This window comes from Cohaesibacter gelatinilyticus, from assembly GCF_900215605.1.
GTDB classification, from domain to species: Bacteria; Pseudomonadota; Alphaproteobacteria; order Rhizobiales; family Cohaesibacteraceae; genus Cohaesibacter; species Cohaesibacter gelatinilyticus.
This window is the reverse complement of sequence record NZ_OBEL01000002.1, coordinates 265896-289538: the sequence shown is the minus strand read 5'-3', so window position 1 is coordinate 289538 and position 23643 is coordinate 265896. Positions and strand designations below refer to the sequence as shown.

At 52.3% G+C, this 23643-nt stretch carries 20 protein-coding genes and 1 pseudogene; 8 read left to right on the top strand and 13 right to left on the bottom strand.

The features are described 5' to 3' along the window. Positions 1 to 25: 25 nt before the first annotated feature. The 9 genes from CRO57_RS11405 to CRO57_RS11365 form a co-directional block, all read right to left on the bottom strand. Positions 26 to 1861, bottom strand: a complete 1836-nt coding sequence (locus CRO57_RS11405) for a diguanylate cyclase (protein WP_097153571.1) — start codon at positions 1859 to 1861, stop codon at positions 26 to 28. Positions 1862 to 2374: 513 nt separating this feature from the next. Then, positions 2375 to 3553, bottom strand: a complete 1179-nt coding sequence (locus tag CRO57_RS11400; protein WP_097153570.1) for an ATP-grasp domain-containing protein — start codon at positions 3551 to 3553, stop codon at positions 2375 to 2377. Positions 3554 to 3606: 53 nt separating this feature from the next. Beyond that, positions 3607 to 4596, bottom strand: coding sequence for a Rieske 2Fe-2S domain-containing protein (locus CRO57_RS11395; protein ID WP_097153569.1), 990 nt, complete (start codon positions 4594 to 4596; stop codon positions 3607 to 3609). Beyond that, the gene (locus tag CRO57_RS11390; RefSeq protein WP_097153568.1) at positions 4593 to 5747 is read right to left on the bottom strand and encodes a GNAT family N-acetyltransferase; all 1155 of its coding nucleotides are present in this window, start codon (positions 5745 to 5747) and stop codon (positions 4593 to 4595) included. Before CRO57_RS11390 ends, CRO57_RS11395 begins: the two co-directional genes overlap by 4 nt. Then, complete coding sequence (locus tag CRO57_RS11385; RefSeq protein WP_097153567.1) at positions 5744 to 7009, bottom strand: F390 synthetase-related protein; 1266 nt, start codon at positions 7007 to 7009, stop codon at positions 5744 to 5746. Before CRO57_RS11385 ends, CRO57_RS11390 begins: the two co-directional genes overlap by 4 nt. Then, the gene (locus CRO57_RS11380) at positions 7006 to 7857 is read right to left on the bottom strand and encodes an MBL fold metallo-hydrolase (protein ID WP_097153566.1); all 852 of its coding nucleotides are present in this window, start codon (positions 7855 to 7857) and stop codon (positions 7006 to 7008) included. The genes CRO57_RS11385 and CRO57_RS11380 overlap by 4 nt, the downstream gene beginning before the upstream one ends. Further along, positions 7854 to 8831, bottom strand: a complete 978-nt coding sequence (locus tag CRO57_RS11375; protein WP_170956059.1) for an NAD-dependent epimerase/dehydratase family protein — start codon at positions 8829 to 8831, stop codon at positions 7854 to 7856. The genes CRO57_RS11380 and CRO57_RS11375 overlap by 4 nt, the downstream gene beginning before the upstream one ends. A gap of 2 nt (positions 8832 to 8833) precedes the next feature. After that, positions 8834 to 9853, bottom strand: a complete 1020-nt coding sequence (locus CRO57_RS11370; RefSeq protein ID WP_244580082.1) for a 3-oxoacyl-ACP synthase III family protein — start codon at positions 9851 to 9853, stop codon at positions 8834 to 8836. Positions 9854 to 10034: 181 nt separating this feature from the next. Then, a complete protein-coding gene (locus CRO57_RS11365) occupies positions 10035 to 11024 on the bottom strand; it encodes a quinone oxidoreductase family protein (RefSeq protein WP_244580081.1) in 990 nt (329 codons plus the stop codon). 92 nt (positions 11025 to 11116) lie between these two features. Between CRO57_RS11365 and CRO57_RS11360 the strand changes: the two genes are divergently transcribed. After that, positions 11117 to 12022: a LysR family transcriptional regulator gene (locus tag CRO57_RS11360; protein WP_244580080.1), complete on the top strand. Its 906-nt coding sequence runs from the start codon at positions 11117 to 11119 to the stop codon at positions 12020 to 12022. A gap of 33 nt (positions 12023 to 12055) precedes the next feature. On the opposite strand, the gene CRO57_RS11355 is transcribed toward CRO57_RS11360, so the two are convergent. After that, positions 12056 to 12907 (bottom strand): delta-class carbonic anhydrase, encoded by an 852-nt coding sequence (locus CRO57_RS11355; RefSeq protein ID WP_097153562.1) that lies wholly within the window; start codon positions 12905 to 12907, stop codon positions 12056 to 12058. A gap of 507 nt (positions 12908 to 13414) precedes the next feature. On the opposite strand from CRO57_RS11355, the gene CRO57_RS11350 reads away from it, so the two are divergent. The 6 genes and pseudogenes from CRO57_RS11350 to CRO57_RS11330 all read left to right on the top strand — a co-directional run bounded on the left by CRO57_RS11350 (position 13415) and on the right by CRO57_RS11330 (position 20097). Continuing rightward, entirely contained in the window at positions 13415 to 13912 is a 498-nt protein-coding gene (locus CRO57_RS11350; RefSeq protein ID WP_141401228.1) for a hypothetical protein, read from the top strand. Between the two features lie 263 nt (positions 13913 to 14175). Further along, entirely contained in the window at positions 14176 to 14502 is a 327-nt protein-coding gene (locus tag CRO57_RS11345) for a hypothetical protein (RefSeq protein ID WP_141401227.1), read from the top strand. 411 nt (positions 14503 to 14913) lie between these two features. Next, complete coding sequence (locus CRO57_RS11340) at positions 14914 to 16053, top strand: AAA family ATPase (RefSeq protein ID WP_097153559.1); 1140 nt, start codon at positions 14914 to 14916, stop codon at positions 16051 to 16053. Continuing rightward, positions 16050 to 16538 (top strand): annotated as a pseudogene (locus CRO57_RS25375) (ATP-binding protein); the annotation flags it as partial. The gene CRO57_RS11340 and the pseudogene CRO57_RS25375, both read left to right, overlap by 4 nt. Before the next feature lie 279 nt (positions 16539 to 16817). Beyond that, a complete protein-coding gene (locus CRO57_RS11335) occupies positions 16818 to 18854 on the top strand; it encodes a tetratricopeptide repeat protein (protein ID WP_244580079.1) in 2037 nt (678 codons plus the stop codon). A 121-nt stretch (positions 18855 to 18975) separates the two neighbouring features. Beyond that, a complete protein-coding gene (locus CRO57_RS11330; RefSeq protein WP_141401226.1) occupies positions 18976 to 20097 on the top strand; it encodes a CobW family GTP-binding protein in 1122 nt (373 codons plus the stop codon). Between the two features lie 16 nt (positions 20098 to 20113). Here the strand turns inward: CRO57_RS11330 and dmeF are convergent, their stop codons facing one another. Next, positions 20114 to 21139, bottom strand: coding sequence for a CDF family Co(II)/Ni(II) efflux transporter DmeF (gene dmeF, locus CRO57_RS11325; protein ID WP_097153557.1), 1026 nt, complete (start codon positions 21137 to 21139; stop codon positions 20114 to 20116). 87 nt (positions 21140 to 21226) lie between these two features. Then, on the bottom strand, positions 21227 to 21805 hold the full coding sequence (locus CRO57_RS11320) for a HupE/UreJ family protein (protein ID WP_097153556.1): 579 nt from the start codon (positions 21803 to 21805) through the stop codon (positions 21227 to 21229). A gap of 162 nt (positions 21806 to 21967) precedes the next feature. Here CRO57_RS11320 and CRO57_RS11315 point away from each other — a divergent pair, with 162 nt between their 5' ends. After that, positions 21968 to 22315, top strand: coding sequence for a 5-carboxymethyl-2-hydroxymuconate Delta-isomerase (locus CRO57_RS11315; RefSeq protein ID WP_097153555.1), 348 nt, complete (start codon positions 21968 to 21970; stop codon positions 22313 to 22315). Positions 22316 to 22344: 29 nt separating this feature from the next. On the opposite strand, the gene CRO57_RS11310 is transcribed toward CRO57_RS11315, so the two are convergent. After that, positions 22345 to 23562, bottom strand: coding sequence for an MFS transporter (locus tag CRO57_RS11310; RefSeq protein ID WP_097153554.1), 1218 nt, complete (start codon positions 23560 to 23562; stop codon positions 22345 to 22347). Positions 23563 to 23643 lie beyond the last annotated feature (81 nt).

Below are 23643 nucleotides of genomic sequence, written 5' to 3'. Positions count from 1 at the left end.
GAAAGGCAAGAAGCCTTGGCGTGTTTCACGTCAAGGCCAGATTTTTATCGTCATCGGATCTATTGAAAACGACTTTCTCGGTGACGTCCGGATCGGTCTCCAGAACCGTTTTGTTGCGGCCGGTTCCCTTGGCGGTGATCAGGGCGATGTCGGCCCGTGTGCGAAGGGTGGAAACAGTTCCGCCTTCCGGGGTCGTGGCAATGCCTATCGAGACGGTTACAGGGCCGAGCAGGGCACCGCGGTGCGAGAAAGTGGAAGTCTCGGTTCGGGTACGGATTTTCTCTGCCAGTGCATGGGCGTCTCCCTGAGAGGTTTTTGGAAGAAGAACCGTGAATTCCTCGCCTCCAAATCTGTAGCAGGTGCCAGCCCCATCCACTGTTTCGTTCAGAATGCCAGCAAAGGATTGCATGACCGTGTCGCCTGCATCATGTCCGAACTCGTCGTTGAAAATCTTGAAATGATCGATATCGATCATCAGACAGGTCAGCGTTTCCGTCTCAGCTTCTCTTGCATAATCGCCGAGCACTTCGTCCAACGAACGACGGTTATAAAGGCCGGTCAGCCCATCGCGTGCGACTTGTCGTGTGAGGCGTTCGCGCAATTGTAGATTGGCAACCGAGAGAGAGATATTTTCGGCAATCAGTTCCAGATAGATCCTTGCTTCGTTGATCTCCTCAATATCGTCACTGAGATTTTCAAAGGTCAGAAGACCGATCGTATCATTTTGTGCGGTGAGCGGAATACACAGGGCTGTTTCGGTTTTCTCGCCAAGATGCGAGCAGGTAACATCCGAGTCTTCGATCGTATTTGTGTGGGTTCTTCCTCTGCGCAAGCACCAGCAATCGTCAGGTTTGAAGCTTTCTGGCGGTGACTGATCAAATTGCCACGAGCCAGCGAGTTGCAACGTGTTCCTGCTTTCGTTGGCAATATAGAGGCCACCAGCAAGATGAGGGAAGATTTGCGGGGTAAAGGAGCTGACTATATCGGACAGTTCATCAAGAGTTTGACAAGCCTGCAGGCGATACATCATTTGCAGGAACAGATCCTTGATCTTTAGATCGCGTCGGCGCTCTGCATCCAGGCGTTCTCGTTCCAATCCGTTTTGGCGAAATATATGTATGGCTGCGGTGAGTTCGCCAATTTCATCGCGTCGATCATCCAGTGGCACTTCCACTTCATAGTCCTGATCGGCCAGGCGATTGACGATCCCGGTCATCTGTGTGAGAGGTTGTGACACCCGACGTTTCAGGACAAAGTAGAGAACCCCAAGAAAGACTGCAGCGGTGAGGCCCAGCATCATGCGGGCAATGAAGCCCAAAAGTTCATTTTCGAGCTTGGCCTGTTCCAGATCATGCGTGGTACGGACGTTGACGATCCTGGTGAACTGCTTCACTCTATTGATCAGCTTGGTGTGAAGCGCATAATGGTCCTCCCCGAACAGGAGCATGCGTGCTGTCGTGCTGTCCCCTTGTGCATAATGTTCGAGTGCTCGCAGTTCAATCTCCTCAAGAGCGTCTATAGTGCTTGCCATGCTTTTGAGATGGGATAATTCTTCTTCAGTCGCGCCAAGCTCTTCGGCATGTCTTGCCTTGTCTTCCAGTTCATGTTCCCGATTATTGACCTCTTCAAACGCTTCGAGATGACTTTGGTCGCCTCGCATCACATAAAGCCGGGCTTCATCGGTTCGCAATTCTGCTCCGATTTCCAATTCCATGGAAAGATCGTTCATTGCAAGATGCGCTTCCAATGCCTGACGTTCCAATTGAACTGTGTGATCAGACAGAATGAAGGCGGTGCCAGATAGAGCCGTCAAGAGCACGGTCACGCCGTAGGCCCAGTTGGTTATCGTACTGATTTTCATTCGATTTTTCCGAGATTTTGCCCAAGATACCGCACCTGATTCAAGGAATTGAAAGCATTGCGAGGGGGGTCGCAAACCAGAGAGCGGAATCACCTCATCTATTACATCAGAACAGAATTAAGTACAAATACTATGAGTTAAAATAAACGATCTGATGCAATCTTGATTTGCGTGTATATGTCTAAGTAAAAATATATGCAAGTACATAACTATTTATGGAGCTATAACATAATTTGAATACTTTCAAATCAAGCTGATTACTGGTCGGTGGAAAAAAGCTGTATGATCAATAAGTAAGATACGACTTTTGAATGTTTGGGTTTTGGATATGATCGAATTTGCTTGTCATATTGTCAATTTTTACAGGTGTCAGTGGATAATTTTCTTGTGTGTTTGTTGATTTTTAACTTTTGGTGACAGGTTGGAGATGCATTTGCGCCGCAATACCGCCGATGTGTGACCAGTTATGAGTGGTGGTGATTGGAGTTTGGGCCAATTTGGTTTGGATTGGTTTCAATCGCACCAGTTGCCATTCCATTCAATGTCGCGTGTTGATGCCTGCTGCGGGGTTATGCCTTTTCTGGCTGCCAAGGTCAGAATTTCAACAAAGGACTTCAATTGGCGGCTTTTGCTCAATGGATCATATGGCCAGCTCATGACGTCTTCGGCCTTGTTCAAAGACCTGAAGAAATCGGCAGTTTTGCCACTTTTTATCGCTGCTGGCAGAGCGTAAATCCACATGGCCAGTTTTATCATTTGCGGCTTGGGTATATCGGGCTCCAGCAAGGTGCCGGTGTCTCGGGTGAAAAGGGGATTGTTCCTTCGGAACAAATGCAGGCCGCTGACAGTGCGAGGGTTGCATTCCAGTGGCAGGATACTGCCATCCCGAAGGCGCATCAGATCAAAGGAAATCTGTCCCGTCCAAGCTGTTTTCGCGACGAATTGTTGCACAAATTCCAAGCTTGCCTGATCCCGGATCGAGTCGAAATAGATACCGGCTCCTTTTCCTGCACGCCAGGAAGAGTGATAAAGGCCAAGGGCCAGCAAGTGGCCATTGCGTGCCACGCCATAAGCGCAGATTTCCTCTCCTTCGAGATAGTGCTGGGCCACCCATGGCTCCTGCGGGGAGGGAATGATGGTTGATAGTTGCCCTGCTTTTGGCTGGATCAGAACCCGATCGGCAAAGCGTGACCAGGCCGGTTTGTAGACAAGGGATGCGCATTGATCGAGTGTTGTGTTCAGATCAGCGCGGCTTTGCAGCAATCGGGTTTCGGGCGTGGGCAGGTCAAGATGCTTGCATAGCTTGATGAAGCGATCTTTGTTATGGACTTCTTCCAGTAAAGGCAGATCAGGTGCGAAGAGCTCCGCAGTAAAGTCTCGTTCCTGCCAGATTCTGGCGAGATAGAAGATCTCCTCACATGTTGGAACAACAAGACTGCACTCTTCTGCGACAAGAACAGTATCCATTGCATCTGCGTAATCCGCCAGCGCATAACGGGGAGAGGGCAACTGATAATAGGACCCACAACAGGTGCTGGCCGCCGAGACAGGATGGCGGGGTGTGTCGGCCATGATCACACGCCAACCATCTTGATGAAACAGGCGTGCGGCATGCAAGGCCACCGGTGCACGAGCGCCTGTGATCAGGACGGATTTGTCTGAACGGCTTGTCTTGTCAGATGAGAGACCCATATCCTTCACATATCCCGGCTCATAGCATATTGGTGATGCAATGCTGCATTTTTCTATAATTCCATGAAAAGGGTTCGGGGCGTGTTTGCCGCTTCTGGCAAATGCCCTTCCAGAATGCGCTCCATGTCCTTGCGAAGGATATCGAGAGGGCCGACAAGTGGGTCCATATCCGGGAAAAATTGCTTGTTACGGCTGGCTGACCCCAGAATGCGACGGTCTTGTTGCAGGGCAATTTTGAACATGGGAATGAATGCAAGGGATTTCAGATAGTCCAGCGCTCCATTGCGTGGACCAATCAGGCAACCAACCCCCTCCACATGTGCCTCGTCCGCTTGTCGTAAATGAAAGGTGGTGGCCAGAACCAGTCCCTCTGGTCCCCAATATTCCAGTTCCGCTATGCCAGGATAAAGGAAACGCCCGATGGTCTTTGTTCTTTCTCCTTCGAGCAATTTGCTGACAAGGCCCTGCTGCTGCTCTTCTCCGGTATAGCAGGCCTCCACCCAGCCATCCCCTCCCGTAATATCCACCTGAATTTTCTGCTTGTCGTCGCTTAGCCCGCGCAACAGTCCTTTATGGACAAAATGGGTATGCGTGGCATCAAGAATATTCTCTGCCGTGTCCAAAAGATCGGATCGGGTCCGGCTTTGTGCCAGACGCATCAGGACCGGTTTGCCTTCCATGCAATGCAGATAGGGTGTGGTCTCCGTTTTGTGTCTGGAAATGAAGAGAACGCCTTCTTTCTCGCAGGTTTGATAGGAAGGAATATGGTAGTTGGGGACTTTGTCCAGGAGACCTGGTATGGCGGTGCAGGATCCCGCTCCGTCAAAGCGCCAGCCATGATAGGGACATTCGATTTCTCCATTGATGATCTTGCCTTTTGACAATTCTGCCAACCGGTGAGGGCAACGGTCTGCAAGGGCGCTGATGCCATTTTCGGAACGGAACAAAACTACGGGTTGATCCTGAAACAGGATACGCAAAGGCTTGCGATCGATATTTCTGGAAAGGGCAACTGCCTGCCAGTGTTTGACGGGAGTGGTCATAGATCGAATGCCTCCAAAAGGGGAATGCCGATACGGGTCAGTATGTGCGCGATGAAAGAAATGGCGCGCTTTTGTGTTGCTGGTAGATGATCTGCATGGACAGCATTATATTCAATCACGGGCCGGGCTCCCCGCAGCGCTTTGAAACGTCCTGCACCTGCGCTCATGTTGAAGAAAAGTGCGCGTTTGTCGGCAATGTCTTGCCCATGGGCCATGACAAGACGGTAGAGACCATCGCTGACGGGCAGGCTGGTGTCATAGCCAACAATGGGCTGTGTCAGAGTGCGGCCATTTTCAAAGAATCCCGAGACAGCTACCAGTTGGCCACCTTGATCTCGAAAGCCAATCAGCTCCATCAAGCCGCGCTTATGCATTTCCTCGATATAGAGGGCTGTATAATGCGGATTGAGCGGTGTGTATTTATCAAGATAGAGCAGTTTGTACAGTGTCTCGGAACGGGCATAATCTGCAGGCCCAAAGCTGTTATTCTCGGCAAAGGAATAGGGGGTTTTACGCAACAGCGTCCGGTCACGCTTCTGATCGCGTGTCTGGTTCTTTGTGTGACTCTTGTTATCTGCGCCACCCTGATAAATATAGATCCGCCGGGCGGGCATCATGATGAAGCCTGCCTGGCGCAATGCTTGGATCGATTGATCATCTGCCAGCTTATTGAGTGAACGGATCATGATGACCCTGTCAGGATGTCGTTCTGTCAGGGTGTTGACGATCTGCTGCGCTGTGGCGGGATCGAGATGAGGTACCGGATTGGTGGAGAGAAGCCAGTTGTTGAGCTGGATCTGGTGATCCAACCCGCTGACCTTTACCAATGGTGCGCAGAGATGGATCAGGCTTCTGGCGGCAAGAAAAACAGGTCTTGAGCGGATGAAATTGCGCGTTTCTTCAATCGCATAATCGATATAGGTGCTGGTTGGTGAGCAGATATAGCAGGTCGGCTCTGCCCCGCGATCATTCAGGCTGATAGGGAAGTGTCGGTCCTTGATTGTAATCCTGTCCATATTTGTAGACAGGTTTGCAATCAGTTGGGAGACGGGGACGTTTTGGAACAAATCCACGAACCGCATCACCGCGTCAGGATCATTTCTGACGCATCCCGGTGACAGAGGCAAAGGGAGGCGGTGAGACTTGGTCATGCTTTACCTCCCTGTCGCCATTCCACACGCCGTAATTTCCTGCTGGTCTCGAAGGGTAGCTTTTCAAATATCAGATGGACTTCATGAGAATGTCCTCGTTTGACAAAGAGAGCTTCCAGCGCCTTCTTTGCCACGTTACCTTCCGCCTTTGGCAGGTCTTGATGCAGCCAAAGCTCAATCCTGCCATTTTCCTGCCGGATCAGGCGGAAATCCTCTATGGCCCGGGAGGCATCCAGAATGGTGGTGCGCAAGATATCCGGGGTGATGAGCAGCATGGAGCCATCGCTGCGGGTAAACTGATAGGTATCATCCATCCGGCCGATCACTTCCTCGATTACCTGCAAGGGGGATCCGCAAGGGCATTGCTCGTCGGACAGACGCAGCAGGTCATTTATTCTGTAGCGCGCCATGATCTGATAGGACCTGCGGAAGCTGGTGATCAGAGGGGAGACAAGATTGCCGGTTACCGGCTCGAATTCGAAGACATTGGCATCTTCGGTCAGATGCAGGCGGTTATGACGACAGGTAACAGCAAAAAGGCCTTCGCTTGCCATATAGATTTGTCCCAAAGTCTGGCTGAAATAGGCTTCGATCCGGGCTTTGTCGAGGGGGTCCAGGGTTTCCCCTCCAGCATATAGACGCCTTGGTGAGATTGGTGCATTCAGATCTGCCAGGTGGCGCAACATGCGGGGCGGAGCGACAATGGTTGTGGGCTGAAAGGCAAGCAGATCGTCATACCAGGTTTCCATTCCGTCCAGCAAACCGTAAAACCGCAATTGTATCCGCTTTGTCTGGTTGGCAGTTTCATACAACGCGGAATTTTGCGGCAGGATGATCGCCACGCGCTCAGGCTCGAAAAGAAAGCCGGGAATGGTTTTGGCCAGCATGGTGCCGAGCCAGCGATATTGTTCTTTCTGAGTGATGGCATAAAGGGTGCGATTTCCGCTGGTGCCGGTGCTGACACCGATATTGACCGTGCCAAAGCGTCCGCCTTCTTGCAATATTTGCCAGCCCTCTTCCTGTGTTATTCGGCCCTGATTGAAGCGCTCGAAATTCTCCATCACAATGGCCTTGTCGATGATGGGCAAGGCGTCGAGGCTTGCTGGATGATTTTGGTAGAAATTCACCTTGGGCAAATCTTGCTGCAACCAGCGGGATAGTTGCTTTTGTTGCCATTGTTTGAAGGCAGTACGTGACATGCCTCGTCGGTTGAGCCAGAGCGTTTGCACAAAGGCACTCGCTGTTTCGGGCAGCCCTTTCATGCTTCACCGCCCATATCATCACTATCTTGCGCAAAATTGGGCCAGTCACAGGGGCTGTCTATCGGATCGTGGCAAAGCAGTATATCGCCACCCTTTGCCTGGAAATTGGCCAGCTTTACCATGCTGTGCGACAGGGCCTGCGGATCATTGGCAATCAGGTTGGCGGGAAAGGCTGGTGCGCGATTTTCGGTGATGGCACGCATCAACCATTGGCAATCGACACCATATAAAAGTGGGGTATCCAGGGTCGAAAAATAAAGACCAAAATGACCATCTGCATGGCCGGGTAGGTCAATGGCATGAAGGCTGCCATCTCCCAGCAGATCCCAACCCTCGCCCAGACCGTGGGGCAATGGCTCAAGGGGGGATTGCTCCATATCGATCAACCGGTCCGAAAATGTCTCCGGCAGCAATTCGGGGAAAAGCCCATGTCGAAGATTTTGCAGGTAAGTGCGACGGGCAAGAGCGTCAAACACCGTCCTGCGGGCCAGAAATTGGGCCTTGGGAAACTGGTTCAAAGTAGCGATATGGTCTGCATGAAAATGGCTGACGATCACCAGTTTGACATTATCACAGCGATAGCCCAAACGAGACAAAATGGCATCCGGGGCTTGCTCTGGTATCAGATCGGGGAAAAAGAGGGAGCTGTACAACTTCAGCCCCAGGCTTCGTTCAGCTCCTTTGGTAACCGAAGGACCATAGCCTGTATCAATCAGGATGGGGCCGATCTGCGGGTGAAGGCACAGGCCATATCGAACCTTGAGGCTGATGTTCCTCCAGCGGCCATGTCCAAGAACCAGACGCTCTTTTGTCGTGATATGAGCGCTGTTGGCAAAGGTTACCTTCATTGCGGCCACCCTTGTGTCGCCTCATTGAAACCGACATCAAAAGGAACCTGCGGTCGCCAGTCCAAAAGCTGCTCGGCCTTGGAAATGTCAAGGCTCTGGCGAAAGGAAAACAGGCCCAGCGTATAGGCGGTGATGGAAGGTTCTTGCCTGACTGGCCAGCGATAGCTTGCCCATTCCATCATCCGGGTGGCAATCAGGGCCGGTGTGAAGGGCAGGGGCCGCCAACGCAATGGAACATCGCAGCGTTGGCAACAGCGCTCGACGATGTCTTTTATCGGAATCACCTCACCTCCGGAAATATGAAAAACCTCTCCTTCGATGATGTGGTCTCCGGTCAAGGCGGCCTCGATCGCCCGGATCACATCACTGATATGGGTGAGGTCAATGGCTGCTGCTCCCCCACGGATCAGCGGGAGCGGGCCTTTGGTTGCAGCGCGGAGCAAGCGGGGCAGCAAGGTTTCGTCGCCGGAGCCATAAATGCCGCGTGGGCGCAGAATGACCGGCCCCAGTTCTGGGCGCGCCAGCACTTCTTTTTCGGCCAGGGCCTTTGTTCTGGCATAGTCATTGATGGGGTGCGGCAATGGATGATCTTCCCGCACGCGGATCTGATCCTTGAGCTCAAAAGTTACCGTTGGCGAAGAGATATGGACAAAACGGCTGACCTCAAGCCGTTCGGCCAATTCAAGTGCCGTCAAGGTGCCGTGGAGGTTGGCGTCTTCAAAGGCTTGTGCCGGTCCCCAGGGAGCCGAGAGCGCAGCACAATGGATGATCGCATCAACCGGCCCAATCTGTCCGGCATCGGGTAAAGTTCCGGGTTGCGACAGATCAACCTGCAAGACATGAAAATTGTTGCTGCGCAAATGATCGCAACGAGCAGCATTGCGACCCAGAGCGATCACATCATGTTTGCTTGCAAGCGTTCTGATCAATGCGCCTCCAAGAAATCCGGTTGCTCCTGTCACCAATATTTTCATGATCAGACTTTCAGAGCCATGCCGCCAAAGGAAACACCGGCGGATGTTCCCAGAAGCAAAACATGCATGCCAGATTGCAGGTATTTTTCCTTTCGTGCATGGTCAAGGCAGAAAGGGATGGAAGCGGCAATCTGGTTGCCGACCTGAGCGGCAATATTGATGACTTTCTCCGGGGCAAGTTTGAGGCTTTTGATCATATGCGCAAGCGCAACAGGGCTTGCCTGATGGGGGATGACAATGTCTATGTCATCGAGGGTCCAGCCAGCCTGATCCAGCAGTTGGGAAACAAATTTTTGAAAATGTTTCTGTGTGATCTGAAACAGGGCTCTGCCATCCATCGAAAATCGTGCTTCTGCCAGAAAGCTTTCCGTCTCCTTGTGGATGTCAATCCGTGTGCCACCGGCCTTGATATGGCAGGCGTCATAGGCGGAGGGAAATGTCTGCATCTGACAGGCATGGATGCCTTTTCTGCCTGTCGTCTTCTCATGTTTTGCGCGTGTGAGAATGGCCGCCGCTGCTCCGTCTCCGAACAAAGCTGCGACATCAGGCCTGTCATCCCAGGGCAGGGCACGGGATGCGACCTCGGATGAAACCACCAGAGCATTGTTACATTGTCCGAGCGCTAACTTGTTTGCGGCCACTTCAAAGGCATTGAGGAAACTGAGACAGGTGGAATTTACATCGAAGGCTGCTGCCTGACCGTCCGCCATGCCCAGGCGTTGCATGACAAGCGGCGCTGTGGTTGGCAGGGTTTGATAGGGAATGGCGCTGGCGCAAAGGACCAGATCAATCTCTTCCATGGCCAGGTTGGCGTCTGCCAATGCGGTCTGTGACGCGGTGATGGCCAGATCGATCTGGTTTTCCTGATTGCAGAAAAAGCGTTGCTCAACGCCTGAAACAGAGGCGAGATGACCCGATGGCAGGCCCAGTTGGGCATCAAGCTGAGAGGAGCAAAGCCGGTTTTTGGGCAAAGCACGACCAGTCCCGCAAATCTGTACCGGAATATATGCTGTCTGCTCCACGTGGGTCTTCCTGAAGTGTGAGGTTGGCTCACAACATACATATGGAAAACAATGGGGGAATACAATGTGCAGTTGGGTTTTGGATTGGTGATGGTTTTTAGGATCATGTGGTCTCCCTGCGTACATCAGGCAGGATGTGCAGGGAGACCAGCCCCACCACCTTGTTCCGGGGCTATCGATCTTATGGCTGTAAAATGATGGAGCCAGTTGTGCGGCGCTCTTCCATGTCAGTGTGGGCGCGGGCGGCATCCACCAGCGGGTAGGTAGTGATCTCTGGCGACTTCACTGCGCCGGAACGGATGGCTGCGAAGAGATTTTCTGCCGCTTGCTCATACTCGCCACGATCTGCGGTGTAATGGGCGATGGATGGGCGGGTGATATAGAGCGAGCCTTTTGCGCCAAGCATTGAGACGGGAAGGGCATCGACAAGGCCCGATGCTTCGCCAAAGCTGACCAGGGTGCCACGGGGACGCAGGCAGTTCATGGATTTGGTAAAGGTATCCGCGCCAACGCTGTCATAGACCACATCCACGCCTTTGCCATTGGTGATCTCCTTCACGCGTTCTTCGAAATCCTCTTCCTTGTAATTGATGACATGGGTGCAGCCATTGGCCTTGGCCATGTCCGCCTTGATCGCAGAGCTGACAGTGCCGATGACGCTTACGCCCTTGCTGGCCAGCCATTGGCTGGCAATGGTGCCAACGCCACCGGCGGCGGCATGCCAGAGCACCACATCGCCCTCGCCAAGGTTGCAGCAGCGATGGGTGAGATATTCCACGGTCAGGCCTTTGAAGATCAGCGCTGCCACCATCTCGGAGCTGAGATCTGAAGGCACTTTCAAGGCGCGTGCCGCAGGCAGATTGCGATGCTGGCTATAGGCATTTGGCGGGCCACCCACATAGGCAACCCGGTCGCCAATGGCAAGGCCGCTGACATCCTCGCCCAGCGCGGTGATGGTGCCGACGCCTTCCATGCCAAGGCCAGCAGGCAAAGGCAGTTGGGCGGCAAAGACACCCTTGCGGTGATAGATGTCGATGAAATTGACACCAATGGCGTCCTGCTCGATCTGGATTTCGCCTGCTGCCGGTGTTACCAGCTCAAGGCTTTCCATATTTAGAACGGATGCATCGCCATATTCTGAAAAGCGAAAGGCTGAAGTTGCTTGTGTCACGCTGAAACTCTCCTATGATTGGCGATATCATTGGGTGAAAATAGGCGTGATACCAGTCCTGTTTTTGCAAATATCTTTCCATTTTTGGAAAGATGGGTGCGAAGGTAATACGGATGAACTGGAATGATCTGAAGTTTTTTCTGGCGGTGGCGCGGGCCAAATCCCTTAGCGAGAGCGCGCGCAAGCTGGGGGTGAGCACATCCACCGTGTCGCGGCGGATCGTGGTGCTGGAAGCCGATCTGCAATCCAATCTCTTTCGTCACCATCATGATGGTTATGAGCTGACCCTTGCGGGCGTGGAGCTTTTGGAGCCAGCCGAGAAAGCCGAAGCGCAAATGCGTCTGCTGGAGCGTTCGGCCCTGCGGCAGGAAGGGCATTTGTCCGGTCTGGTGCGGGTGGATCTGCCAGAGCTTTTGGGCCAGAAAATCATCTTGCCCGGCCTGCAGGATTTCTTTGATGACTATCCGGACATTCGCATGGATTTTCGCTCCAGCGTGTTGCCCGTGCGCCTGCGCAGTCAGGAATCGGACATCGTGCTGCGCTTGGTGCGGCCGGAGAAGGGCAATTACCGTATTCGTCAGGTGGGGCGGGTGGATTTCGGCCTCTTTGCCTCAAAGGCCTATATCGAGCGTCATGGAGAACCTGCCAAGGCGCAGGATCTGGCCGCTCACCGCATCATTGGCTGGCCAGAGGATCTGAACTTTCTGACCATGTCCGCATGGCTGCAATCCATCTCGGCCGAGTTTTACCCCTCGCTATTCTTGGATTCCCTCACCGCCCATCTGGAAGCCGCCCGCCATGGCTATGGCATCGCCGTGCTCCCCACTTTCGCCGCCCGACCAGAGGGCCTGCATCCCATCCTGCGCGATGTGCCACCGCTGAAAATGGATCTCTGGCTGCTGCTCCACGACCAAAGCCCGACGTCTCCCCGCGTCCGCGCGGTCTATGAAAAGCTGATTGACATTCTGGCCCGGAATAAGGGTGTGCTGCAGGAGTGAGGGGCGGGGAGCCCGCCCCTTGCTAACCATATGTCAGTTGATTTTTGACAACAAATTCTGATTTGTAACCAGATTGCGCACGCCGTGGGCATGATCTTCGTTAAACGGATTGTCTTTCAACCAGGCGTCCACCGATGCGATATTGAGTTTGACGACTTTCGGACGCACGCTCCAGGTTACCTGAAATGGAGAGCCTTTTTCGTTGTAGCCGGGGCCGGTGGTTGATCCATTGTAAACGACTGGTGTGCCAAGGTTGTTTGGCAATTGTGGCACCTGGTTCAGACCACCGCTTTTCCTGATGGAAGCCATTTTCTGGAAATCAGCTCCCCCTTCAGAGACGAGAACGCCGATGACAGCTTCCACGCGCAGCTGTGGATTGCCGATCGTTTTGCTCAGGCAGGTTCCGAGGCCGGACCCCAATGTTGCTTGCGCTGTTGAATGTACGAAATGGATTTCAATCGTGTCGCCTGGCTGTAGGTCGCCGTGCTCGCTTTTGCCGACTGTCATGTCGATTGGTGCCAGTTCCGCATCACTCAGTTTCTTGTCATATTTGAAGCCGGTGCCATATCCATGTCCGTCTCCATTTCCGGCATAAGTGGTGAATTCACCGCCTTTATGCTCGGCATTTTCATGGAAATGGATATCGCAAAGTGTCATTCGTTTGACAGCTGGAGCGGGGCCAAATGCCCGAATGTTTGCACCTTCATGTGCATCGATATCACGCGGGGATTGCGGGCCGTAGCCCTTGCCTTTTGTGGCAATTGCCAGTGTCTCGCGCTGTTTGGCAATGACCTCATCTGAAACGGTCGCATGATTGCTTGCTGCAAGAACAGCAGAGCTGCTGATCAAAACAGAGGTTCCCAATAATAGAAGTTTCCCGAACATATTATCTCCTAACTGGAATTGTGGCCAACACGTGTTCGAACCTGTCGACGTTTCTCACTCTGGAAGAAATGAGCAATAGCAACATAGGGTTGCAATGTCATTGCGTGCAATTAATTTATACTATGTATCAATAATGGCAATGCGGCGACGGCACGAAAAGAATATCGGATCTGCGGCATGGTAGATCTTGAATGCTATTGCTGCGTTGAAAATGGACCTTTGCAGTGTGTTTCCGAAAAGGTGCAGCACTTTTTGGATAAGAACTCGCTTCAAATCAGAGAGCTTTAGCTACTCCACGATCAAAGCCGCGCATCCCTCACCCAATCAGATACAATTGTCCGCGCGGTTTACGAGACGCTGATTGATAGTCTGGCCCGGAATAAAGGGCTGTTGCAGGAGGGAGGGTACTAGTACATCTTGGGGTTTGATAACCGGCCTTGTCGGTTTGAGGGGCATCTGGATGTGAGCTAACCTATTCAAGATCAATACTGAATAGAGGAGTGCGCGATGATGCGGATGCTAGTGGTAACGGGCATGTTGGCCTTGGTCTGTGGGCCTGCTGCTGCAGAGCAATCCCAGGCACGCTTCACGCAGGGCGTGCAGATCTGTCACGATTTTGGCAGCGATGCCTTCTTTGTTCAGGACCGGCTGGAAGAGCAGGGCTGGGTTGCCAATTTCAGCGACTATTACAGCGCGACCATTCTTTACAGTCCCGGCAGAACGGTATGGGTGATCCCGCCTGCTGAAGAAGCCAAGATGCCGGTGACCTGCACCGTGATTTCTGGTTCCGTGTCAATCTTTCAGGCCGAAGCATCGGTTCAGATGACTGTGTCAAACAGCAACAAGAAATATCAGCTTCTGTCCCATCAGGGATGCTCGGAATTTGATTTCAACGGAGCGACGAAAATTCGCATCTGGTCAGATGGGCAGGACCATTTCTGCAACGATCCAAACAGCGCCAAGGTTGAAGTAATCACCTATCGAAATCCGGTTGCCGGGCAATAGGCATACGGGCTCGCCCAAACGTCAAATCTGGGTGGCAAAATTGAACGGCAAAATTGCAGGTCAAATCTGAGAGGTGAGACGTTTCTGGCCGCTGATACTTTGTCTCGGATTTCTCCTTCCTTGTGTTTGCGAGGGAGGAATAATGGCTCATGCCTTTCCCTCATTGGTATTGGTGCTTATGTGAGGGTACATCTGTAGTATTGATGAGTATTTTCAATGAGATAGGATGCTTTCAGGGAATATTCTGGAAGAAGGTTTTAGTCATGAAAAAAGTATTTTCGGTTCTTGCCGGTGCGTCCATTTCTTTGGCTGCGCTCTTGTCAGCAAGTACATATGCGTCAGCCACAGACTGGAGATATATCGTTGTCAGCCCTAGTAGCGGCGTTAAGGCAAAAGCAACCGCTTGGAAGGGGCAGAATAGTGGCGGCAAATATTATCTCTTTTGCAGTACGGGTAGAGGCAGCGGGAAATATTTCACCACAAACTATAGGCACGGAAGCGCCCACGATGGTGCCCGGCATATGATCCAGGCCCATGGCAGTCAGGGATGGATTGACTATTGCGGAATACGAAACCGCAACAACGGTTAATACCTGCTTCGTTGAACATTGATAAGCTAGAGCCTGCGTGATGAACATCCTTCATCGCACAGGCTCTCGTTCGTTATGGCTGAGTTTTATTTGTCGCCGCCCATCTGAAAGCCGCCCGCCACGGCTATGGCATCGCCTGCTTTCGTGCGGTTTATGAGAAGCTGACTGATAGTCTGGCCCGGAATAGTGGTGTGTTGCAGGAGTGAGTGGGGGAGTAGCTGTGATGTATGGCTGGCTATCGAGTGGCGCTAAATGCCATATCCGCCAAGTGTTTTCTACAATCAATAATTGAATTTATGTGTCGATCATTCCTAAAAACAACTTTAATCTGCAATTCTCTTGACTTTTTCTTTATTGCATTTATTCAATAGTGAATTAATTCATTTTTGAATTTATTCTTTGAGGTCTAAAATGCAGTCGCAAATCCCTCCCCATGCGCGCCCGATGGAAAGAGCGAGCCTGAAGCGCAAGCTTGAATCTGGCAGAAATATTCAAATGCCAGCTCCGCGCCGGATCGGTAAAACCTGGACCATAAACAAGCTGGCCGAGGATATGGGCAACGAAGGCTGGCTGATCGTTGAATTGGATGTTCAGGGTATCTCTGATCCAGATGAATTTTCAAAGCAGCTGTGCAGAAAGATCCAATCAAAATTGCCGCTACAGGATAGCGCCTGGACTAGCTTCAAAAAACGAGTTGAAAATCTCGCCTCCAGAGATTGGAATGGCAAGCCTTTGGATGCACTTGGTTCTTTAAGCCCGGCTGATTTTCTGGATGCCCTGATCGCAGCTTTATCCAAACAGGAAAAGAAAGCAGCAATTCTCGTCGATGAAATCGCCTATTTTGTTCTGGAGCTTGCCGAGGCGAAAAAGAAAGTTGCAAAGAATTTCTTTTATGAGCTGCGCCGCATCCAAAGTGAGCATAAAGATGTGCGCTGGCTTTATACCGGTTCCATAGGTCTGGATGCCGTTGCAGAGCGATATGGTCTGACCGGCGCTTTTGTCGATTTTCAACGCTTTGTTCTGGAGCCTTTCACGGAAGAGGAAGCACATTCATTCATTTGTGACGCGGAAACACAAAAAACGCTCACCTGTCCGTTCTGTGCGGACAAAAAAGCCCTTGATTATATGTTCAGAGAAATCGGCTGGCTTGCCCCTTATTATCTGGAACTGGTGGGCAACGAGGTGAAACCGTCCGGTGACAAAAAAGAAAATGCGCGTCAGGCAAGCAAGTCCGATATTGAGGCTGCACTTGAGCGCCTTCTTAAACCTGATCGCAAAGGTGACTTTGCCATCTGGCGGGAGCATATTGATAAGAACCTGCCAAAGTCCGATAAGAAGATCGCAGTCTCCATTCTGCATGCTCTTTGCCAAGCGCCCGATGGTGAAGAAATTGATACTCTGATCGCCAGCAATGACCCACAGCCGTCGAAGAAGGTGAAGTCAGTGCTGGATGTTCTGCAAAATGATGGATTGGTGCATAAGGTTGGTGAGCGCTTCTGTTTCCGCTCCGGTCTCGTTCGCCGCTATTGGAAGGAGTATGAAGCCGAATGACCCTTGCGTCCCCTCCTTCGCTCTATAATCAAATGCTGCTAAGCGACGAAGATTTTGTCGCAAACTTTGTCGCGAGAAAAGAGACGTTCGACACACTCTGCCGCCGTCTTGGTGCCAATAAATCAGCCTCTGACGCCAAGCATCAGGTGCTTATTGGCTCAAGAGGAATGGGCAAAACGTCGCTCTTGCGAAGATTGGCTATTGAAATTGGGGCAGACTCTGATCTATCGGCGAAATTCATCCCCCTCAGCTTTCGCGAAGAGCAATATAACGTACGGTACCTGCATGTTTTTTGGCAAAATTGTGCGGATGCTCTGGCCGAATGGGCCGAGGGCAATGACATGGACGAGCTGGCGGCTAAGCTTGATGATTCCCTTGTCTCGGAGGGTTGGTCTGACGCGACAAAAGCGGCCGAGCTTTTCTGTGATGCTCTTCGAAGCCTTGGTAAACGCGCGGTGCTATTAATCGACAATATTGATTTAATCATCGAAGCTCTTGGCAAGGAGGAGCGCTGGTCTCTGCGGCGTACTTTGCAAGAACGGGATGGCCCGATCATTATTGGTGCGTCGACCCAAGCCTTGAAAGATGCCTCGAAAAGAGACGCTGCTTTTTATGAATTCTTCCAGCCGAGTTATCTGGAACCGCTCTCCTTTCCAGAGACTGAGACCTGTATGCGTGCGCTCGCAGTCCGGCGCGGAGAAACAGGGGAGCGGGTGCTGAATATTCTGCAATCCGAGCCAGAGCGTCTGCGTGTTCTGCATCGGTTGGCTGGTGGTAACCCGCGGATCCTCACTCTGACCTACCGCTTTTTGGAAATCACTGACACCCACACCACCATGGAAGATCTGGAGCGTTTGCTTGATGATGTGACGCCCTATTACAAGGCCCGTGTTGAGGAATATCACACCACTTTACAACGGGCGATCATCGACGCCATTGCGCTTCATTGGGATCCGATCACAACCAAGATACTGGCCAATGTGATGGGGGAGAAAAGCACGACCCTGTCGGCACAACTCTCGCGCCTACAAAAGGACGGCATGATTGAGAAGGTCGAAACCTCAGGCTCCTATGCAGGCTATCAGCTTTCCGAGCGCTTTCTCAATATCTGGTATTTGATGCGCCATGGCACACGCCGCAACAAGCAAAAGCTGCGCTGGTTGACTGCTTTTCTCTCCACCTTCTATTCCCGCAACGATCTGGACGACATCCATAAGCAGGCCAAGGCAACAGGCATGGTCGAGCGCTGGTCCAAAGACTTTGCTTTGGCATTCGAGCAGGCTCAAAAAGACAGCTATTCAGTTACCTCCAACAATGACATAGAATTTGAAACTGAACTTGAAGAAGCACGGTTGATGCACAAAGAAGCATTTTCTTTCTACAAAGCGGCTGACTATAACGCAACGCTTGAGTGCCTGGAGGCGATTATCAGCCGCTTTGGGGGGAGCGGGGAGCTAGCCCTTCAAAAGGAAGTTGCCGATGCTATGTTTAGTAAGGCTTTTACGCTGGGGCAAAGCGGAAACACATCAGCTGCGCTAGAAAGCTATGATGCTGTCATTTTTCACTTTGCGGACAAGAGAGAACCAGTTCTTGAAGAGCAAGTTGCTAGAGCTATGTTCAACAAAGCTACCATTCTAGAGCAAGATGGAGAAAAATCAGCGGAACTGGAAAGCTATGAAACCTTGATTGCTCGTTTTGTAGACAGTGAGATACCAACCATTCAAGTGCCTGTCGCTATAGCAATGTTCAACAAAGCTTGCAGTTTAAGGCAAAACGGAGAGAAATCCGCAGAGTTGGATGCCTATGAAACCCTGATTACACAATTCGAGGAAAGTGAGATATTAGCTGTTCAAGATTTAGTGGCCAAAACTATGTTCAATAAAGCTGCTACATTAGGGCAGAGTGGAGACTTGTCTTCTGCGTTGGCAGGTTATGACTCAATTGTCACTCGCTTTGAAACTAGCAAAGACTTGCGTATTCAAGAGGAAGTGGTCAAGGCTATGTCTAATAAAGCTGCCACATTAGCGCAGTGGGGTGATACATCGAGCTCGCTGGAAGCTTTTGACGATGTTATTGTGAGTTTTGCGGATAGCGATGAGCCCGTCATTCAAACTCAAATCGCCATATCTCTGTTCAATAAAGCTTTTACTCTGCGGAATCTTGGTAATATAGAGGCGGCCATCAAAGCATATGAACAAAGCCTCGATTTATGGAATAAAATTGATGTAGAAAATTCTGAACCACTAAAATCCAATATTGAAATCAAACTTGCCAATCTGCTTTTTGATTATAATTTTAACCTACAACGCGCCGAAGCTCTATACCGCCAAGCATTGAAGCAAGATCCTGCATGCGCAAATAGCAATCTTTTCTGGCTTTACCTTGCAAATGATAAGCTTGAGGACGCAAAGCACACCTATGATCTGTTGAACGACGTCTCGCAGGTCGGGCGCTGTTTGATGGATGCGGCTCTTGCTTTTGATGCAGAGAATTTTGGCCAAGGTACGGAGCATCTGCATAAGGCTTTGTCTGAAGGATTGTCTCAAGAGGGAATGACGTTTGACGATGACGCCGAGCGTCTTATTCGAGTTGCCCTTTCGCGTGATTTTGGGGAACGTTTGATTGAGTGGTTTCAGACCACTCGCTTTGCTGATCGCTATGCACCGCTCTTTGTGGCTTTGGTGGCGGCAGTGAAAGGCGAGGAGCATCTGCTGGACACCAATCCTGAAGTTCGCGACGCCGCGCAAGTCATCTATCAACGATTGGTGGCCGGTTGTGGCAAGAGCGAGAAGGGAAGTTGATCGTCATGTTATATTCCACTCGCATGCGTGGGCCTAGTGGTCGAAGATCTGTCCTTTGAACGAAATGGACGTAAGCAACGGCTCAGCTAGGTGATAACAATAACAAGAAAGAAGGCGAGGGATGCGCAGTTCCAAGAGTCAGATTCCTGTATTTCTGCTGACCGGTTTTCTGGGGGCGGGCAAGACGACCTTGCTGAACCGGATGCTGGAAGATCCGGCCTTGAAGAACACCGCGCTCGTCATCAATGAATTTGGGCTCGTGCCCATTGATCATGATCTGGTTCGTGAGGGGCGAGAGCGGCCGATGGTCACCTCGGCGGGTTGCATTTGCTGCACCATTGGCAGCGATTTGCGCAGCTCGCTTGCCGAATTGCTGGAGGAGCAACGCAAGGGCGAGATCCCTCAGATCGAGCGGGTGATTGTCGAGACGACAGGCCTTGCCGATCCTGCTCCCATCATCAACAGTCTGATACCCGGCGGCATTCAGGCCAGTGCCATGAGCGATCATTGGGTGGCAAAGGCCTTCCGATTGTCTGGTGTTATCACGGTGATTGATGCCGAGACCATCGAGCCGGTCCTTGATGCCCACCCGGAGAGCTTGCGCCAGATTGCCTTTGCCGATCATGGGGTAATCACGCGCAGCAATCAGGGTGACAAAGCAGCGCTGCAAGCCAGACTGCGCCAGATCAACCCGCAGCTGAAGTTGCATGATGTGGATGAGGACGGGTTTGATCCTTCCAGCCTGATCCAGTTGGGAAGTTATTCGGCCCTGGGCAAGGGCGAGGATGTGGTCAAATGGCTTCAGGCAGAAAGCGCGGATGATCATGATCATCATCATCACGGTCACGGGCATGATCACGCGCATCACGGGCATCATCACGACCACGATCATGACCATGATCGCAATCGCCATGGGGATGTTCTGGCCCTTGCCTTGACCAGTGAAAAGCCGCTGAATGCGGAGGCGCTGGAACAGTTTCTAACCATCCTTATCAGCTCACAAAAGATGTCTGTGTTGCGCATCAAGGGACTAGTTGCCTTGGACGATGACCCGGCCTCTCCCGCTGTCATCCATTCCGTTCAGCATCGGCTCTATCCCACCCTTCGGCTCGATCAATGGCCGGAAGGCTGGGAGGGCAGCCGTCTGGTCGTGATTGGAAGCAATCTGGATGAAGAAGCACTGCAGCGGGCATTCGCGCAATTGATTGAGGCAAACTGGCAGAGAGACGGTCAGGATGACTGATTGAGCGGATGTGGTGTCAAAGCTGGTCTTGTGGGATCGGGATGCAGGCTTTGTCGTTGCAGACATTGGTCTCGACCGTGACATGGGCGAGGCCTTTGACGTCTTTGACCAGGTTGCGGTAATGCTCGGCCCCTCTTGGATAATGGGTGACCAGCGACAGGATGGCCGAATGTTTGCCATTGCCGACATGCCAGATATGCATATCGACGATGCGGTTGTCGGCATCTGCTTCAATTCTGGATTTTAGCTCGGCTTCCATGTGCGGTGCTTGCCCCCGGTCCAGCAAGATTGCGCCGGTATCGATCAGCAGCCCATAGGCCCATTTGCTGATAACGATGGCCCCGACGATGCCCATGATGGCATCCATCCAGTTCCAGCCGAAGAATTTGCCCATCAGCAACGCGGCGATGGCCAGCACAGATGTCAGCGCATCGGCCAGCACATGCAGATAGGCGGCGCGCAGATTGTGGTCGGTGGCTTTATGATCATGGGAGTGGTGATCGTGATCATGTGCATGGTCATGTGCGTGACCATGGTGATGGTGACCATGAGAATGGCCGTGATGATGATGGTGATGAGCATCGTCACCATGGAGCAGGAAGGCGCTGACCAGATTGACCACCAGACCGATGCTGGCGATGATCATGGCTTCTTCAAAGGCAATGGCGAGCGGGTTGAGAAGCCGGTCGATGGATTCCCATGCCATCAACAAGGCCACCACACCCAGAATGACGGCACTGGTATAGCCTCCAAGGATTTCGACCTTGCCGACGCCAAAGGTGAAGGAGCGATCATTGGCATGTTTGCGGGCATAGCGATAGGCAAAGACCGAGAGGCCAAGGGCCCCGGCGTGAGAGGCCATATGCCAGCCATCGGCCAGCAGCGCCATGGAATTGAAGACCATCCCGGCGGCGATCTCCACCACCATCATGACAAAGGTCAGAAGGACGACATAGAGCGTGCGTCTTTCATTGGCCTGGCTGGTTTTCAGGTCCACGAATGTGTGGTCATGTTTCCATTTATCGAGCTGATGGATATGCATGGTGATCTGGCCCTCGTCTGTCACAGGATGGAACAATGATCCGCAACAGGCACAGAGCCTGTCGCGGACAGATAATCATATGGATTTTTATCCGCTGATGATGATCCAGAAACCACCAGCTGCGGTGATCCAGCCGAGGGCTTTGAGGATTTTCTCGCCAGACAGGATGCGCTTGGTGCCAAAGGCCACGGCAACGCCAAGGATATGCAACAGCGCGGTGGAAAGGGCAAAGCCGATGCCAAAGGCAAGGACACCAGCACTTCCCAGCTCGCCACCATGGGCAAAGCCGTGAAACAGGCCAAAGAGCGCAACAATGCCAGACGCGATGTGCAATGGCAGCTTCAGCGCAAAAGCCACGGCCAGACCCAGAGCAAAGACGGAGAGCAGAATGGTTGGCTCCACGAAAGGCAGCGACAGGCCGGTCAGTGCGGCCATGAAGCCGGCAATCATTGCTGCAACAAAGGCGGAGGGCAAAAACCAGATGGCATCTTTGCCGCCAAGTGACGCGGCCCAAAGGCCAACGGCGATCATGGCAAGCACATGGTCGAGGCCAAAAATGGGATGGGAGAGACCTGCCGCCAGCGAGCCATGGGCTTCGGGATCAAGATGGGCAAAAGCAGGGGATGCCACCAGCGTTGCCGCCAGGGTCAAAATCAAACGTTTCATATTGGTTCCTATTTGGGTTAACCGGATACCTCGAGATGAGTCGTATCCTTACGTTCATCGGCTAGTTTAGGTATGAATGTGAGCTGCCGCAACTTCGACTTAACTCAGCGATGCGATGAGTTGTGATTAGCGCGATGATGTCAGACAGGGAAAGTAAGAGAAATGCCACATGTGACAATCGAGTTTGCCAAAGGCCTTGAGCAAACTTACGACATGCAAGAGCTCTGCGATCAGCTTTTTGAGGTGCTGGCAGCAAAGAGCGCTTTTGATGCGGCGGATATCAAGATACGGGCGTCGCGGGTCGATTATTATCGCATTGGCACCGAGCCGCAGAGCTTTGTTCATGCCACGCTGCTGCTGATGCAGGGCCGGGAAGAAAGCGTTCGGTTGGATTTGAACCAGACCATCCTCGACGTGCTTCGATCCTTCCTGCCCGATGTCGGGAGCATCACGGTGCAGGATGTGGAGATGGTGCGGGTCACCTATCTCAAAAGTCTGGTAGGTGGATAAGCTTGGATGATTTGACAGCGGGTTGGTTTTCATCGTGATAGGCGAAGGGAATGCAGGAGTTGTTTGCGGGTGCTGTTGGGGATGGCGAACAGGACGCAGATGGCGGAAAGTGGCGCTGCCAGCGCGAAAGCCAGCGCGATGGAGAGAACCGGACCGTCTATCATCAGATCAATCGCCGAGGCAAAGACAAAGGCGATGAGGCTGGAGCAGGACGCAATGATGGAGGAGCCAAGGCCCGCAAGATTGGCCAGCGGGCGCATGGCCAAGGCATTGATGTTGCCGATCAAGAGACCAAGGGCGAAAAAGCCGAGCCAGCCCAGAGTAAGCAGGACAAGCAATGGGGGATGGCCATCCGTCAATGCTGCAGCGATCAGAAGCCCTCCACCCGAGAGGCCCTGAAGAAGCACACCGACCAGAATGGGGGCTTCCATGCCTGTATGTTTGACCAGACGTACATTGATGAGCAAGGCAGCGGCTGTGCCTGTTGCCAGAATGGCAAAGAGTACGGGCATCCATGTCGGCAAATCATAGAGCACACCGAACAGATCCGCAGCGACCGAGAAATAGACCAGTTGGGACCCGAAGACGAAGCCTGTTGCGATCACAAGGGGCATGACATCGATGCGTTTCAAGATGGATGCGATATTTGTTGCCAATCGTCGAGGATGCAAGGGCGTACGTTTGTCGGGCATCAATGTTTCCGGGTGCCGGGTCCAGAGCCAAAGGCCGAGCAGGACTGCCAATATCAGATAGGCCCAGAAAACACCGCGCCAGCCGCCGATGGCGGCGATGATGGCTCCGATTGCGGGTGCAATCATTGGCACCAGGATCAGCAAGGTGAAAATGATCGATAGAATCCTGGCCATGTCCGGACCGGTATGGCGGTCGCGGATCATGGCGCGTGTGCCGACCTTTGGTCCAGCTACCCCAAGGCCTTGTAAAAACCGTCCCGTGAGCACAGCATCGAATGTGTCGGCATAGGCTGCGATCAAGGTGCCGATCGTGAAGATGGCAAGGCCGAAAATCACGGCAGGGCGTCTGCCCGCAGCATCACTGAGTGGGCCAATGATCAGCTCGCCGATTGCCATGCCCAATACGAAGGTGGTCATGACCTTGCTGACGGAGATAGCCGAGGCCGGATCGAAATCTGTCTCGATCAAGGGCATGGCAGGAAGAATGCCATCAATGGCAAAAGCAGTCAGCGCCGTCAGGGCGCTATAAAGAGCGAGGCGCTCAATACGGGTCATCCGTAGTTTCCTTCAGCCAGTTTTCTGGCAATTTTCTGGTTTGCATATTTGATGGGGCCGAACCTTGCTTATGAGATGCGA